Below are 13830 nucleotides of genomic sequence, written 5' to 3'. Positions count from 1 at the left end.
CTAGCGGTGCGTCGCGGCCGCCTCGAACAGCCAGGACATGACGAGGGCCCCGGGGTCCGGGACGCCCTTCACGGTGTCGCCCAGGTAGCTGGCCCGACCCCGGGACGCGGCGCTGCCCGCGGTGGCCGCGACGCCCTCCGAGGCGGCGGCCGCAGCCTCGTCGAGGGACCCGCCGCCGTCCAGCACGTCCGCGGCGGGTGAGATCGCGTCGACCACGGTCTTGTCGCCCACCCGCGCGCCGCCGAGCTCCTGCACGGCGTCGAGCCCGGCCCGCACCCCGCGGGCGAAGCCGGCACCGTCGGCCTCCAGGGCCCGGCCGAGCTCGGTGAAGAAGGTCCCGAACACAGCGCCGGAGGTGCCGCCCGCCCGCACGAGGTAGGCCGTGGAGATCGCCTCCAGGACGGCGCCGTCGGAGCCCCGGAGCGGCAGCGGGTAGTGCCCGAGGGCGGCCTCCATGTTGGTACCGAAGTCGCCGTCGCCCGCCTTGCGGTCGAGCTCCGTCAGCTCGCTCACGGACTGCTGCACCCGGTCCACCCAGGCGGAGATCCAGGCGTTCGGCTCGCCGTCGGCGGCGGAGTCGTCCGGGCGGGCGTGCTCGAGCGGGTCGGTGTGCGACGGTGCCGTGGCCGCGTGCGGCCAGCCGGGCGCGGAGGTGGGGGCGTCCCACAGGCGCACCAGCTCGTCGTCGAGGGGGACCACGGTGAGCGAGGCCCCGGCCATGTCCAGCGCGGTGACGAACCGGCCGACCAGGGACCGCTCGACCTCGATCCCACGCTCGCTCAACTGCTTCACGGCCTCCGCGAACAGGACGCCGGTCTCCAGGTCGGTCACCGCGCCGAGGTTGTTGACCACCACGAGGGCGCGGCCGCCGGAGGCGAGGCCGGTGCCGGGCAGGATCCGGGTGAGCAGGTCGGTGACGATGTCCTCGGCCCGCTCCGCGGGGCGCTCGTCGCGGGCGCGTTCGCCGTGGATGCCCACGCCGAAGGCCATCTGCCCGTCGGGCAGGTCGAACGACGGTGCGCCCGACCCCGGCACGATGCACGCCCCGAAGGACACGGACATCGACCGCGCGGTGGCGGCGACGCGGCGGCCGACCGCGGCCACGTCGGCGAGGGCGCGTCCCTCGTCGGCGGCGGCCCCGCAGATCTTCTCCACCACGATCGTGGCCGCGGTGCCGCGCCGGCCGGGGCCGGACGTGTCCTCGGTGGCCACATCGTCGTCCACGAGCACCACGTCGGTCGCGATGGCGGGCTCGTCGCCGTCCGGGGCGGCCGCGAGGCGCCGCGCGACGGCGAAGTTCATGACGTCGCCGGTGTAGTTCTTCACGATGTGCAGCACCCCGGCGCCGGTGTCGACGGCGCGGGTGGCGGCCGCGACCTGAACGGCGTTGGGGGAGGTGAAGATCAGGCCCGGGCAGGCGGCGTCCAGCATCCCGGCGCCGACGAAGCCGATGTGCATCGGCTCGTGCCCGGAGCCGCCGCCGGAGACGAGGGCGACGCCGGAGCCGCGGCCCGTGCGGCGGGCGACGAACCCCGCGTCGTGCCACGCGGCGTCGGGGTGCGCGGCGAGCACGCCCCGCAGCCCGTCGGTGAAGAGGGAGTGCGATGAGTTCTCGAAGCGAGCGCGTACTGTCACGCTCCCCACGCTAGCGGGGGATGTGCAGTTCCGCGTGCCCATCCGCGACGATCGCAAAGGCCGAGGTGGGGAACTTGCCGAGGGTGAACGTGGGGTCCAGGATCTGCGCCGCGTCGGCCAGCCCCGGATCGTGTCCGACGACCACGACGGTGCCCGCATCGCCCCGCTCCGCCTCGACGATCTGCAGGATCTCGTCGCCCGATGCGCCGTACAGCTCGCGGACGTACCGCACGGGCGCGGCGATCTCCGCCTGCTCGAGCGTGGCCCGGGCGCGCTCGGCGGTGGAGCACAGCACCAGGTCGGGGGAGTGGCCGAAGCGGCGGATGGACTTGCCCGCCAGTTTGGCCTGGCGCAGCCCGCGCGGGGCCAGCGGGCGGTCGTGATCCTTCACCTTGTCGGGATAGGCGGACTTCCCGTGTCGCAGGAGGATCAGCGTGTCCATGCCGCCCACTCTACGGGGTGTACCACTGCCGCAGCCGCCCCGAGCCGGGCGCCGCGGGCCCGTCGTCCAGGTCCAGCAGCACGACGGTGCCCGGCGTGAACGCGGGGAGCTCGGCGCCGGGGTCGAGCAGGGAGGCGGCCTCGGGGACGCCGGGGAAGTGCGCCACCACCAGCAGCACCGGGAGATCGCCGGGCACGCCGTTGATCTCGTCGAGGATCTTCTGCCCGGTGGATCCGTACAGCGCCTCGGTCGCGGTCATCGGGCAGCGCAGGCCCGTGGCGTGGAAGGTCTCGACGGTGCGCCGGGACGAGGACACGAGCGCGAGCTCGGGGGCGAGGTCCTGCTCGGTGAGCCAGAGCGCGGATCGGCGGGCCTGCTCGCGACCCGCGTCGGTGATCGGGCGGGCGTCGTCGGGGGCCGCCATCCCCGCCTCGCCGTGTCGCATCAGCGCCAGCACCGTCATGGATCCATCCTGCCTCGGATCAGATCGGTACATTGGGGACATGGCTGGAAAAGAGCTGGACCCGGCGCGCAAGCAGGCCGCGTTGGAGGTCGTGAAGCAGCATCCCGGGATGGTCGCGGCGATGGCGGCGCCCGCGGTGGTCATCGTGGCGGTCGGCTGGGTGGTCGGCGGCGCGGGGCTGGGCATCCTGCTGCTCATCGCCTTCGGCGCCCTCGGCGCGGTCGGGGTCTCGCGGCTGCTGCGGAGGCGCTAGGCGCGTGCGGGTCGACGCCTGGCTGTGGGCGGTGCGGCTGACCAAGACCCGGTCGGCCGCGGCCACCGCGTGCCGTGGCGGGCACGTCCGGGTGAACGGCGCCACGGCGAAGCCGGCCCAGCACATCGTCGTGGGCGACGAGGTGCGGCTGCGGCTGGGCGGCCGCGAGCGGATCGTCGAGGTCGCCACCCTCATCGCGAAACGGGTGGGCGCGCCCGTCGCGGCCACCTGCTACATCGACAACAGCCCGCCCCCGCCCCCGCGGGAGATCGTGCTGTCGATGCCGCAGCGCGAGCGCGGAGCGGGTCGGCCCACCAAACGTGAACGGCGCGAGACGGATCGGCTTCTCGGCCGGGGGTGATTCCGGTTCCCCGAGGTCATTCCTCGGCCCAGAGCCCCGCACCCTCCAGCATCGCGACCACGTGTCCGGAGCATTCGGTGAGGTGCTGCTCCATGGCCCTGCGGACCCGGCGGGCGTCGCCCACCTCGAACGCGTCGACGATCTCGTCGTGGTGCGCCCGTAGGGATTCCACATCGGATTCCAGGGCCGCGTAGAACCGGTTCGGCAGGTGCTTCACCACGCCCATCAGCAGCCGCGTGAGGCGATCGGATTCGGCGGCCAGGTTGATCTGCCGGTGGAACTCGTGGCCCAGATCGCCCACCCGGGCGGTGTCGCCGGCCCGCGCCGCGGCGGTGGTGGACTCGTTGATCTCGCGGAGCCGCGCCACCAGCTCGGGGGTCGCCTTCTTCACGGCCCGCGCGGACAGCTCGCCCGACAACTGCGACAGCGTCCAGAACAGGTCCCGCACGTCCTGCCGGGTGAAGGCGGCCACCTGGAAACCGCGGCGCGGCACCAGCGTCACGAAACCCTCACTGCGCAGCGTCAGGAGGCCCTCGCGCACCGGAGTGATGGAGACGCCGACGGCCTCCGCGATAGGCTCCATGCGAAGGAAGTCGCCGGGTCGCATCCGGCCGGTCATGATCTGCTCGCGGACGTACCCGGCCACCTGGTCGGGCAGTTGCCGCCGCTTGGCGCCCGCCCGCGTGGGCGCCTCGTTCCTGGGTGCCACCGTCCGGCCTCCTCGATCCGGCGAATACTTTTCGACATCAAACACAGTATCCGCCGTCGGCGTTCCGACGCGGCGAACCCCGCCAAGGAGGACACGGATGACCGCCCGAGTCAGGCGCGCCGTCGCCGCCGACGCCGAGCCCGTCGCTGCGCTCGCCGCGCGCACGTTCCCGCTCGCCTGCCCGCCGGCGCTGCCGCGGGCGCACATCGCGGACTTCGTCGCCCGCAACCTGGGCGCCGACGCCTTCGCGCGGCACATCGCCGCGCCCGATCACCGGGTGTTCGTGGTGGACGGTGCCGGCGGCCCCGTCGGGTACGCGCTCGTGCTGCACGGCGTCCACGACGAGGGGCCCGACGCGCTGCGCGGCGCACCGTCGGCCTACCTGTCCAAGCTGTACGTCGCCCCGGACCGGCACGGTGCCGGCGTCGCGCGGGTGCTGCTGGACGCGGTCCGCGAGGACGCCGACGGCCTGCCGGTGTGGCTGGGCGTCAACGCGGACAACGCACGCGCCAAGCGGTTCTACGCCAAATCGGGGTTCGTCTCGGCGGGGCTTCGGCGCTTCTCGGTGGGGGCGACGGAGTTCGTCGACGACGTGCTGGTGCTCGACGGGGCGGGGGAGTAGAGCCGGGTCGGCACGTCGCGGCCGCGGAGCACCACCGCATCGGTGAACCGCCAGTGCTGGGTCTCCGATGCGCGGGCCGCCAGGATCGCGGGCTCGGCGGCCACGGGCAGCGAGGTGTCGCGCTTGGCCACCTCGGACAGCCGCGCCGACTCGTTCACCGGGTCCCCGATCACGGTGTACTCGTAGCGCTCGATCGCGCCCACGTTGCCGGCCACGACGGTGCCGAACGACACCCCGATCCCGGCGGACAGATCGGGCACCGCGGCGGGGAGCCGCTCCGCGATCCGGCGGGCCGCGCGCAGCGCCCCGGCGGCCGGATCCGGGTGCGGCAGTGGGGCTCCGAACACGGCGAGCACCGCGTCGCCCTCGAACTTGTTGACCAGTCCGTCGTTCTCCTCGACGGCGGTCACGATCACCTCGAAGAACCGGTTGAGCAGCTCCACCACCTCCGTGGCGGGTCGCTGCCGGGCGATGGTGGTGGAGCCGACCACGTCGACGAAGATCACCGCCACCGTCTGCTCCGAGCCGCCCAGCTCGACGCCCCGCCCGAGCGCCGCCGCCGCGACGTCGCGGCCCACGTGCCGGCCGAACAGGTCCTGCAGGCGTTCCCGCTCGCGCAGGCCCGTGGTCATCGAGTTGAACCCGGCTTGCAACTCGCCCATGTCCGAGCCGTCGAAGATCCGGACCGTGACGTCGGAGTCCCCGTCGCGCACCCGCCGCATGGCGTCGCCCAGTACGCGCAGCGGCCCGACGAGGGAGTCCGCGTTGAGGATCACCAGCAGCGGGCCGGTGAGCAGCGAGATCGCCGCGAGCGCCGCCACTCCGATGAAGATGTCCGTCTTGGAGGTGTCGTCGCGGAAGGTCCCGAAGATCACCACGATGAAGATCCCGGCGAGCGGTACCCCCGAGCCGATGGCCCACGCGGAGGCGGCGCGCATCCGCAGGCGGCCGCGCCGGGGTGCGCGGAAGCCGGCCTCCAGGGCCTTGGCCGCGGCGGGCCGCAGCGCGAATTCCGTGATCTGATAGGAGATCGCGCAGACCACGAGGCCGCTGAGACCCGTCACCAGAGCGATCTTGGGGATGAGTTGCGGGTCGAGGATCCCGTAGCCCGCGGTGATCACCACGGTGCCGATCGCCCACAGCGCGGCCTGCAGCGCGGTGAGCCGGAACGGCGCGACGAGGGCGGCGCGGGCTTCGGCGGCGTCGGGGTCCTCGTCGCGGATGGACCAGCGCAGGGAGCGGACGATCCGGATGGTGCCCACCGTCGCGCCGATGAGGAAAGCGATGCCGATGTAGACCGGCACCACGAGGAAGTTCATCCACCACCCGTCGATCCAGGGGATGGGCGGCTGGGGGATGCCGACGACGGCCAGGCAGACCGCGAGGACCACGCCGATGAGGTTCGCGACGATCACGCCGATCGTGATGACCAGCTGGACCCGCACGCGGGTGCTCTGGGGGCTCGCGTCCGCCGGGCCGAGCAGCACCGATCCGTAATCGGAGCGCAGGCTGGGCAGCTTCATAGGCCGAAACTACAGGCTCCGGCACGGACATCGGGCCGGACTCGTGGTAGACAGTTATCAACGGACTGTCTATATGACGAGGTAGTGATCATGACTATCAGCGATACGGGAACGACGCGGGTGCCGTCGGCCGGCCTGGACCGCGGCGGATTCGAGCAGACTCTCGCGGACCTCTCGGACGCCTCGGTGCACCGGAACTTCGACCCGTACCTGGACATCGACTGGGATTCCGACGAGCTGGCGATCGACCCGGCCGACCGCGCTGGGTGCTCGACCCGGAGTTGGACTACATCGGCCGCAGCGCGTGGTACCGGGCGCAGCCGCTGGAGAAGCGGATCGCCATGGGCGTCTGGCGCCAGGCGAACCTGGTCAAGGCGGGCCTGCAGTTCGAGCAGATCCTCATCGCCGCGCTCATGCAGTACTCGTTCGTGCGCCGCAACGGCTCCGCCGAGTTCCGCTACGCCACGCACGAGGCGCGCGAGGAGTGCAACCACACCCTCATGTTCCAGGAGTTCGTCAACCGCACGGGCCAGGACGTGCCGGGCGCGCCGCGGTGGTTCCGCAGGGTGATGCCGCGGCTGACGCGGGCCGCGGTGTGGGCGCCTCCGGGCTTCTTCGTGGGCGTGCTCGGCGGCGAGGAACCGATCGACCACATGCAGAAGCGGCAGCTGCGGGCGGGTTCCACCCAGCACCCGGCGATGACCGCGATCATCGCCATCCACGTGGCCGAGGAGGCGCGGCACATCTCGTTCGCGCACGAACTGCTCGAATACCGGGTGCCCAGGATGAGCCGCATCCAGCGCGGCATCCTCTCCATCGTGATGCCCGTGGTGATGTGGTCGCTGAACAACGTGATCATGGTGCCGCCCAAGGAGTTCTGGGAGGCCTTCGAGGTGCCGGACGAGGTGCGCCGGGAGATCTTCTGGCGTGATCCGGCGAACCGCCGGATGCGGGCCGACGTGTTCGGCGACGTCCGGGCCCTCGCGCACCGCATCGGCCTGATGAATCCGGTGTCCCGCCGCGTCTGGCGGCGTCTCGGCATCGACGGGCGCGAGTCCCGGTTCCGCGGCGAACCGCAGTACGACGCCGCCTGACGGCGGGGCGGGCGGTTACAGGCCGCCCTTCTCCAGGAGGTCGTCCAGCTTGGCGTAGCCGTCGTTGACGCCCACGTCCATGCCGCTCGCGAGCATCCCGTCGCGCGACTCGAAGCTGTCGAACAGTGACGTGGAGTGCAGGCGGGTACGACCGTCGCCGAGGTCCTCGAAGGTCATGGTCTCCAGCGAGACGGCGTCGGGCATCCCGTCGAAGGTGAAGGTCTGCACGATCCGGTCGTCGGTGACGTCGTGGAAGCTGCCGTGGAAGCCGTACTCCTCGCGGCCGTTCTCGCCGTGGCGCACGCTGAGGTACGACCAGCTGCCGCCGGTGCGCGCGTCCCAGTGCGTGATCTCGGTGTCGATGTCCGACGGGCCGATCCACTGCGTGTAGACCTCGGGATCCGTGTGGGCCCGGTGCAGCTGCGCCGGCGTGGCCCGGAACTCGCGGGTGATGGTGATGGCGGGGAGCGAGGGGGAGGCTTCGATCCGGGCCTCGTTGTCGGTGGTGGTCATGATGGTTCTCCTTCGGTGGTGTGGGGTGTGTCGTCGTGGTGGTCGTGCGTCGGGGTGTCCAGGTCCGCGAGGACGGCGTCGAGGCGCCGGTAGCGCCGCTCCGCGCGGCGCCGGTAGCGCTCGATCCATCCGTTCATGCGGTCGAACATCTCGGCCTCGAGGTGGGCCGGGCGTGATTGCGCCTGTCTGGTCCTGCTGATCAGGCCGGCTGTCTGTAGCACCGCGAGGTGCTTGGAGACCGCCTGGATGCTCACGTCGTAGTGTTCCGCGATCTCGGTGAGGGTGGCGTCGCCGTCGGCGAGCCGGGCCACGATGTCGCGGCGGGTGGGGTCCGCCAGGGCGGCGAACGCCTTGTTCAAGAGTTCCTGTTGCTCGTCCGTGTGGGCCTCCTTCCAGAGTGTTCAACCGATCTGTTGAATAAGACGGTACACCCGTCGCTCGCCGTGTTCAACCCCTTGGTTGAAAAAGGTTTCCGCGCGTCCCCGCGGACTCTTCCCGCGATCGTGATTCGATCCCGCGATCGCCCTGGTGATCGCGGGAAAAGCGGGGTGTCGCGGGAAGCGGTACCCGCCCCGTCGGGCGGCGTGGGTGATAGGAACAGTGCATGCGCCCGCCCGCCTTCGTCGCCGATTCCCTCCGGGTTCCACGCCGTGGAGGTCCGACATGTCCGTGCTGAGGCGGGTGCTGCTCGCGCTGACCGCGGTGCTGCTGGTGGCGGGACCGCTACCGGCGCAAGCCGATCCGGCGCCGCCCGGCGTGCTGCGCGTGGGCACCGAGGGCGTCTACCAGGTGTACAGCTATCACGACGACGCCGGGCGGCTCACCGGCTACGACGTGGAGATGATCACCGCGATCGCCGAGAAGATCGGTAAGCGCGTCGAATTCGTCGAGACGCCGTGGGACTCGATGATGGCCGGCCTCGAATCGGGGCGGTTCGACCTCGTCGCCAATCAGGTGACCCGCAGCGACGAGCGGGCCGCCAAGTACGACCTGTCGGACACCTACCTGCAGACCGGCGGATCGATCCTGGTGCGCAAGGGCGACACCTCGGTGCGCTCGATCGACGACATCCGCGGGAAGACCGCGGCGCAGAGCATCACCAGCAGCTGGTCCGGCGTCGCCGAGAAGGCCGGCGCCCGGATCGAGGCGGTGAACAGCTTCACCGACGCCGCGAACGTCCTCGCGCAGGGGCGGGTGGACGTGGTGGTCAACGACACCGGCGTGGTGCGCAACTACCTCAAGGTGACGCCCGGCGCGCCCGTCGAGATCGCGGCGGAGACCCCGGACAAGTCCGAATCGGTGTTCGCGGCGCGGAAGAACTCCGGGCTCCTGCCCGAGATCAACCGCGGCCTCAACGAGATCCGCGCCGACGGCACCGCGGCGCGCATCTCGGACCGGTTCTTCGGCGCGGGCGCCCAGGAGGCCGCCCACGGGTCGAGCACCTGGGACATGGTGCGCCGCAACCTGGTCCCGATGGCGCAGGCGACGGTCACCAAGACCATCCCGCTCACCGCGATCAGCTTCGTCATCGGCCTCGCGATCGCCCTCGTCGTGGCGCTGGCGCGGATGTCGAAGCGGCGGGCGGTGAGCGGTCTCGCGCGCGGCTACATCTCGATCATCCGGGGGACCCCGCTGCTGGTGCAGCTCGTGATCATCTTCTACGGGCTGCCGCTCGCGGGCGTGGTGTTCGATCCGTTCCTCGCCGCCGTGATCGCCTTCTCGCTCAACGTGGGCGGCTACGCGGCGGAGATCATCCGCGCGGCGATCGGGGCCGTGCCGCGCGGGCAGTGGGAGGCGGCCACGACGATCGGTATGGACTACCGCACGTCGCTGCGCCGGATCATCCTGCCGCAGGCGGCGCGCACCGCGACCCCGCCGCTCGCCAACACCCTGATCTCGCTGGTCAAGGACACCTCGCTGGCGTCCGCGATCTTGGTCACCGAGCTGTTCCGGCAGGCCCAGATCGCCGCCGCGCCCACCTACGACTTCTTCATCATGTACGTGGTGGCGGCCTGCTACTACTGGGTGATCTGCCTGGTGCTCAGCCTCCTGCAGTCACGCCTGGAGGATCGATTCGAGAGGTACGTGACGCGATGACCGACCTGATCTCGGTGCGGGGCCTGACCAAGTCCTTCGGCGACCGGCCGGTGCTGCGGGGCATCGACTTCGCGGTGCCGGAGGGCACCGTCACCGTCGTCATCGGACCGTCCGGTTCCGGCAAGACGACGGTGCTCCGCTCCCTCAACGCGCTCGAGCTGCCGGACGGGGGCACCGTCACCGTCGGGTCGGAGACGCTCGATTTCGCCGCCGGGGAGCCGGGCAGGGCGGCACTGGCCCGCTATCGCGCGCAGAGCGCGATGGTGTTCCAGTCGCACAACCTGTTCCCGCACAAGACGGCGCTGGAGAACGTGACGGAGGGGCCGATCGTGGTGCAGCGCAGGCCCGCCGGCGACGTGGAGGCGGAGGCCCGGGCGCTGCTCGACCGGGTGGGGCTGGCCGACCACGCCGACAAGTACCCGCATCAGCTGTCGGGCGGGCAGCAGCAGCGCGTCGGCATCGCCCGCGCGTTGGCGCTGCGGCCGAAGGTCGTGCTGTTCGACGAGCCCACCTCCGCGCTGGATCCGGAGCTCGTCGGGGGCGTGCTCACGGTGATGCGCGACCTGGCGACGGAGGGCCGCACGATGGTGGTGGTGACGCACGAGATGGCGTTCGCCCGCGACGTGGCCGATCAGGTGCTGTTCGTCGACGGCGGGAAGGTGCTGGAGTCCGGGCCGCCCGCCGAAGTGATCGGCGATCCGCAGCAGGCCCGCACCCGCGAATTCCTCGATCGCATCCTCCATCCGCTGTGATGCCGCCCCGGCTGCGGCAGGGACCTCTACCGAGCGAAAGGTGCACCACGTGAACGTGTTCCGGCAGGTCGACGTCTTCTCCGAGGAACCGCTCCTCGGCAACCCGGTGGCCGTGGTGCACGACGCCGACGGGCTGACGGACGAGCAGATGGCGGCGTTCGCGCGGTGGACGAACCTCAGCGAGACCACTTTCCTGCTGCGGCCCACCGACCCCGCCGCCGACTACCGGCTGCGGATCTTCACCCCGGGCGGGGAACTGCCGTTCGCCGGGCACCCGACCCTCGGCAGCGCGCACGCGTGGCTCGAGGCGGGAGGGGCGCCGCGCACCCCTGGGACCCTCGTGCAGGAGTGCGGCGCCGGGCTGGTGCGGCTGCGGCGCGCGGGGACGCTCGCCTTCGCGGCCCCGCCGCTCGTGCGCAGCGGGCCGGCCGAGCCGGAGGTCGTCGAGCGCGTGGCTGCGAGCCTGCGCCTCGCACCGTCGGACCTGCTGGCGGTGCAGTGGGTGGACAACGGCCCCGGTTGGGTCGCGGCGCGGCTGCGCGACGCGGACGCGGTGCTCGCGCTGGAACCGGATTTCGCGACGATGGGGGAGCTGCAGGTGGGAGCCGTCGGCCCGTACCCCGAGGGCGACGAGCGCGCCGTCGAGGTCCGCGCCTTCTGTCCTGATCTCGGCGTGCCCGAGGACCCGGTCACCGGGTCCCTCAACGCCGGCCTGGCGCAGTGGCTGATCGGCGACGTGCTGCCCGGCCGCTACATCGCATCGCAGGGCACGAGACTCGGCCGCAGCGGCCGAGTCCACGTCGAGCGCGCAGACGGCGAGACCTGGATCGGCGGCGCGACCACCACCACGATTCGCGGCGAGCTCTCCCTCTAGGAGACCCGGTCCGTGATCGCCGACGCGATGCCGTAGGTCGCCGCTCCGGCGTGTAGTCGGGCGTCGAAGGTGGCCACGGACACCGGGATCGCAGGTGTTACACCTCTGCGCCGCCGCGGAGGATCCGGCGCAGCGACAGGTCCCCGTCCAGTTCCAGCAGGTCGGCGCGGAGGCCCGCGGCCAGCTCCCCGCGGTCCTTGAGCCCCAGCAGGCGGGCGGGCGTGGTGGCGCCTGCGCGTGCGGCGTCGGCGAGCGGAACGCCGGCGTGCCGGACGGCGCGGACGAACACGTCGTAGACCGAGGCGGTGCCGCCGGCGATGGCGCCGGGAGCACCGTCGGGCGTAGTGAGCCGCGCGACCCCGCCCCCGACGGTCACGTCGAGCGGCCCCAGCGTGTACTGCCCGTCGGGCATGCCCGCGGCCTGCATCGCGTCGGAGATGAGGGCGACGTGGTCGGACCCGACGGTGGCGAACACCATCGCCACGGTGCCGGCGTCGAGGTGCACCCCGTCGCCGATGATCTCGGCGACGGCGCGGCCCTCGCCCGCGACGGTGAGCGCGGCCCCGACCGCGCCGGGGTGCCGGTGGTGCATGGGGTGCATGCCGTTGAACAGGTGCGTGACGCTGACCGGCCCCGTGGGCGTGCCCAGGGCCGCGGCGACGGTGTCGTAGTCGCCCGCGGTGTGGCCGACGGAGACCACGGCGCCGGCGTCGGAGAGCAGGCGCGCGAGCTCGTCGAAGTGGGCGGTCTCCGCGGCGACGGTCATCGACGCGATGCGCCCACCCGCGGCGTCCAGCAGCCGCGCGAGCAGCGCCGGATCGCCGTCGATGATGTACCGCGGGTCCTGCGCCCCGCACACCTCCTGCGCCAGGAACGGCCCCTCCAGATGCAGCCCCGCGACGGTGCCGTCGTCCACCAGCGGGCTCAGCACCGCGATCCGCTCGAGCAGCTTCTCCGGCGCGGCGGACACGAGGGACGCGAGCATCGTGGTGGTGCCGCGGCGCAGGTGGTGCTCGGCGGCGGCCCGCGCACCGTCGGCGTCGGAGTCCGGGAAGCCGAACCCGCCGCCCCCGTGGCAGTGCACGTCGATCATGCCCGGCACGTACACCAGGCCGGTCGCGGGCGGAACCGTCGCCGGAGGGAAGGCCGAGGCCGGGCCGACCTCGCTGATGAGACCGTCGGCGAGGGCGACGACGCCGTCGTCGATGGTCCCGGACGGCGTGACGACGGTGCCGCGCAGCAGCTCGGTCAAGCGATCATCTCTGCTTCCTCGTCTTCGTCCTCGCGCCCCGGTGTCTTGAGGTTCCGGCGTGTGATGATGAACGAGAACGTGAAGTAGTAGATCACGGCGTAGACGAGCCCCATGGGTATGAGCCACAGCGGGTTGGTGGCCTTACCGAAGTTGAGCACGTAATCGATGGCGCCCGCGGAGAACGTGAAGCCGTGGTGGATGTCGAGCCAGTTCGCGATGAGCAGCGAGCTGCCCGTGAGGAGGGCGTGCACCAGGAGCAGCGGCCAGGCCACGAAGATGAACGAGAACTCGAGCGGCTCCGTGATGCCGGTGAGGAAGCTGGTGAGCGCGACGGACACCATGATGCCGCCGACCATCGTGCGGTTCTCGGGCTTGGCGCAGCGGTAGATCGCGAACGCCGCGGCGGGCAGGCCGAACATCATGATGGGGAAGAAGCCCGTCATGAAGGTGCCGGCGGTGGGGTCTCCCTGGAGGAACCGGGAGACGTCGCCGTGCACGATCTCGCCCGACGGTGCGCGGTAATCGCCCAGGATGAACCACACCACGGAGTTGATGATGTGGTGCAGGCCGAGGGGGAGCAGCAGCCGGTTGACCGTGCCGAACACGCCGCCGCCGACGACCGAGTTCTCCGCGACCCAGGTGCCGAGACCGGTGAGCGCCCAGTTGAACAGCGGGTACGCGAACGACATGATCACGCCCACCACGATCGCGGCCGAGGCGGTGAGGATGGGCACCAGCCGGCGGCCGGAGAAGAAGCCGATGTAGTCCGGCAGTTTCGTCTTGTAGAAGCGTTGCCAGAGGACGGCGGACAGGATGCCGATCACGATGCCGCCGAGCACGCCGTAATCGACCACGGCCGGTTCGCCCGACTTGTCCACCTCGCCCGCGAGGACCACGGGCGACATGGCCTTCTCGACCGCCTGGAACGAGAGGTAGCCGACGAGCGCGGCGAGCGCGGTGGAGCCGTCGGACTTCTTGGCCCAGCCGATTGCGATACCCACGGCGAACAGGATGGGGAGGTTGGAGATCAGGGCGTCGCCGGCGCCGCCGATCACGGCGGCCACCGTCTTCATCGACGACCAGCGGCCGAGCAGATCGTCCTGCCCGAGCCGGAGGAGCAGCCCCGCGGCCGGCAGCACCGCGATCGGCAGCATGAGGCTGCGGCCGAGTTTCTGGAGACCGCTCAGATCGAGCCTTCGTGCTGATATACCGGAACCGGAGTTGGAACTCATTTCTCGCT

15 protein-coding genes and 1 pseudogene are annotated in these 13830 nt (G+C 71.6%); 7 read left to right on the top strand and 9 right to left on the bottom strand.

Annotated elements, in window-relative coordinates; translation table 11 throughout:
* The 3 genes from BN39_RS02865 to BN39_RS02855 are packed head-to-tail and all read right to left on the bottom strand — an operon-like array spanning position 1 to position 2540.
* Positions 1–1635: a dihydroxyacetone kinase family protein gene (locus BN39_RS02865; RefSeq protein ID WP_019200848.1), complete on the bottom strand. Its 1635-nt coding sequence runs from the start codon at positions 1633–1635 to the stop codon at positions 1–3.
* 10 nt (positions 1636–1645) lie between these two features.
* Positions 1646–2077, bottom strand: a complete 432-nt coding sequence (locus BN39_RS02860; protein ID WP_019200847.1) for a histidine phosphatase family protein — start codon at positions 2075–2077, stop codon at positions 1646–1648.
* A gap of 10 nt (positions 2078–2087) precedes the next feature.
* On the bottom strand, positions 2088–2540 hold the full coding sequence (locus tag BN39_RS02855) for a histidine phosphatase family protein (RefSeq protein WP_019200846.1): 453 nt from the start codon (positions 2538–2540) through the stop codon (positions 2088–2090).
* Positions 2541–2580: 40 nt separating this feature from the next.
* Between BN39_RS02855 and BN39_RS02850 the strand changes: the two genes are divergently transcribed.
* Both BN39_RS02850 and BN39_RS02845 read left to right on the top strand, forming a co-directional pair.
* Positions 2581–2793, top strand: a complete 213-nt coding sequence (locus tag BN39_RS02850; protein WP_019200845.1) for a hypothetical protein — start codon at positions 2581–2583, stop codon at positions 2791–2793.
* Positions 2794–2797: 4 nt separating this feature from the next.
* Complete coding sequence (locus tag BN39_RS02845; RefSeq protein ID WP_019200844.1) at positions 2798–3154, top strand: RNA-binding S4 domain-containing protein; 357 nt, start codon at positions 2798–2800, stop codon at positions 3152–3154.
* Between the two features lie 16 nt (positions 3155–3170).
* On the opposite strand, the gene BN39_RS02840 is transcribed toward BN39_RS02845, so the two are convergent.
* The gene (locus BN39_RS02840; RefSeq protein WP_019200843.1) at positions 3171–3863 is read right to left on the bottom strand and encodes a GntR family transcriptional regulator; all 693 of its coding nucleotides are present in this window, start codon (positions 3861–3863) and stop codon (positions 3171–3173) included.
* Between the two features lie 97 nt (positions 3864–3960).
* Between BN39_RS02840 and BN39_RS02835 the strand changes: the two genes are divergently transcribed.
* On the top strand, positions 3961–4485 hold the full coding sequence (locus BN39_RS02835; protein WP_019200842.1) for a GNAT family N-acetyltransferase: 525 nt from the start codon (positions 3961–3963) through the stop codon (positions 4483–4485).
* On the opposite strand, the gene BN39_RS02830 is transcribed toward BN39_RS02835, so the two are convergent.
* Positions 4383–6008, bottom strand: coding sequence for an adenylate/guanylate cyclase domain-containing protein (locus BN39_RS02830; protein WP_019200841.1), 1626 nt, complete (start codon positions 6006–6008; stop codon positions 4383–4385). The two genes, BN39_RS02835 and BN39_RS02830, sit on opposite strands and share 103 nt — an antisense overlap.
* Before the next feature lie 90 nt (positions 6009–6098).
* On the opposite strand from BN39_RS02830, the pseudogene BN39_RS02825 reads away from it, so the two are divergent.
* A pseudogene (locus BN39_RS02825) lies at positions 6099–7102 on the top strand (diiron oxygenase).
* A 15-nt stretch (positions 7103–7117) separates the two neighbouring features.
* Here BN39_RS02825 and BN39_RS02820 read toward each other — a convergent pair.
* Together BN39_RS02820 and BN39_RS02815 are read right to left on the bottom strand one after the other, a co-directional pair.
* Positions 7118–7615 (bottom strand): SRPBCC family protein, encoded by a 498-nt coding sequence (locus tag BN39_RS02820; protein WP_019200839.1) that lies wholly within the window; start codon positions 7613–7615, stop codon positions 7118–7120.
* Positions 7612–7974, bottom strand: a complete 363-nt coding sequence (locus tag BN39_RS02815; RefSeq protein WP_019200838.1) for a helix-turn-helix transcriptional regulator — start codon at positions 7972–7974, stop codon at positions 7612–7614. The genes BN39_RS02820 and BN39_RS02815 overlap by 4 nt, the downstream gene beginning before the upstream one ends.
* Before the next feature lie 304 nt (positions 7975–8278).
* Between BN39_RS02815 and BN39_RS22610 the strand changes: the two genes are divergently transcribed.
* Genes BN39_RS22610 through BN39_RS02800 form a run of 3 tightly spaced genes read left to right on the top strand, consistent with a single transcriptional unit; the run spans position 8279 to position 11338 of the window.
* Positions 8279–9712 carry an ABC transporter substrate-binding protein/permease gene (locus tag BN39_RS22610; protein WP_019200837.1) on the top strand — a complete coding sequence of 478 codons (1434 nt, stop codon included), beginning with the start codon at positions 8279–8281 and terminating at the stop codon, positions 9710–9712.
* Positions 9709–10464 carry an amino acid ABC transporter ATP-binding protein gene (locus BN39_RS02805; RefSeq protein ID WP_019200836.1) on the top strand — a complete coding sequence of 252 codons (756 nt, stop codon included), beginning with the start codon at positions 9709–9711 and terminating at the stop codon, positions 10462–10464. The genes BN39_RS22610 and BN39_RS02805 overlap by 4 nt, the downstream gene beginning before the upstream one ends.
* A 49-nt stretch (positions 10465–10513) precedes the next feature.
* A complete protein-coding gene (locus BN39_RS02800; RefSeq protein WP_040766441.1) occupies positions 10514–11338 on the top strand; it encodes a PhzF family phenazine biosynthesis protein in 825 nt (274 codons plus the stop codon).
* Positions 11339–11435: 97 nt separating this feature from the next.
* On the opposite strand, the gene nagA is transcribed toward BN39_RS02800, so the two are convergent.
* Together nagA and BN39_RS02790 are read right to left on the bottom strand one after the other, a co-directional pair.
* A complete protein-coding gene (gene nagA, locus BN39_RS02795; protein WP_081586030.1) occupies positions 11436–12581 on the bottom strand; it encodes an N-acetylglucosamine-6-phosphate deacetylase in 1146 nt (381 codons plus the stop codon).
* Positions 12582–12586: 5 nt separating this feature from the next.
* A complete protein-coding gene (locus BN39_RS02790; protein WP_051158806.1) occupies positions 12587–13822 on the bottom strand; it encodes a PTS transporter subunit EIIC in 1236 nt (411 codons plus the stop codon).
* Between the last annotated feature and the right edge of the window lie 8 nt (positions 13823–13830).

The sequence above is a fragment of the Tsukamurella sp. 1534 genome (assembly GCF_000312385.1).
In the GTDB taxonomy this organism is placed as follows: domain Bacteria; phylum Actinomycetota; class Actinomycetes; order Mycobacteriales; family Mycobacteriaceae; genus Tsukamurella.
The sequence above is the reverse complement of the archived record's forward strand: the minus strand, read 5'-3'. Positions and strand labels throughout refer to the sequence as shown.

What these genes read in the sequence shown, in the direction of transcription:
- BN39_RS02860 (WP_019200847.1), bottom strand. Translation starts at nt 2,077, where the DNA reads ATGGACACGCTGATCCTCCTGCGACACGGGAAGTCCGCCTATCCCGAC.
- BN39_RS02855 (WP_019200846.1), bottom strand. Translation starts at nt 2,540, where the DNA reads ATGACGGTGCTGGCGCTGATGCGACACGGCGAGGCGGGGATGGCGGCC.
- BN39_RS02850 (WP_019200845.1), top strand. Translation starts at nt 2,581, where the DNA reads ATGGCTGGAAAAGAGCTGGACCCGGCGCGCAAGCAGGCCGCGTTGGAG.
- BN39_RS02835 (WP_019200842.1), top strand. Translation starts at nt 3,961, where the DNA reads ATGACCGCCCGAGTCAGGCGCGCCGTCGCCGCCGACGCCGAGCCCGTC.
- BN39_RS02830 (WP_019200841.1), bottom strand. Translation starts at nt 6,008, where the DNA reads ATGAAGCTGCCCAGCCTGCGCTCCGATTACGGATCGGTGCTGCTCGGC.
- BN39_RS02820 (WP_019200839.1), bottom strand. Translation starts at nt 7,615, where the DNA reads ATGACCACCACCGACAACGAGGCCCGGATCGAAGCCTCCCCCTCGCTC.
- BN39_RS22610 (WP_019200837.1), top strand. Translation starts at nt 8,279, where the DNA reads ATGTCCGTGCTGAGGCGGGTGCTGCTCGCGCTGACCGCGGTGCTGCTG.
- BN39_RS02805 (WP_019200836.1), top strand. Translation starts at nt 9,709, where the DNA reads ATGACCGACCTGATCTCGGTGCGGGGCCTGACCAAGTCCTTCGGCGAC.
- BN39_RS02790 (WP_051158806.1), bottom strand. Translation starts at nt 13,822, where the DNA reads ATGAGTTCCAACTCCGGTTCCGGTATATCAGCACGAAGGCTCGATCTG.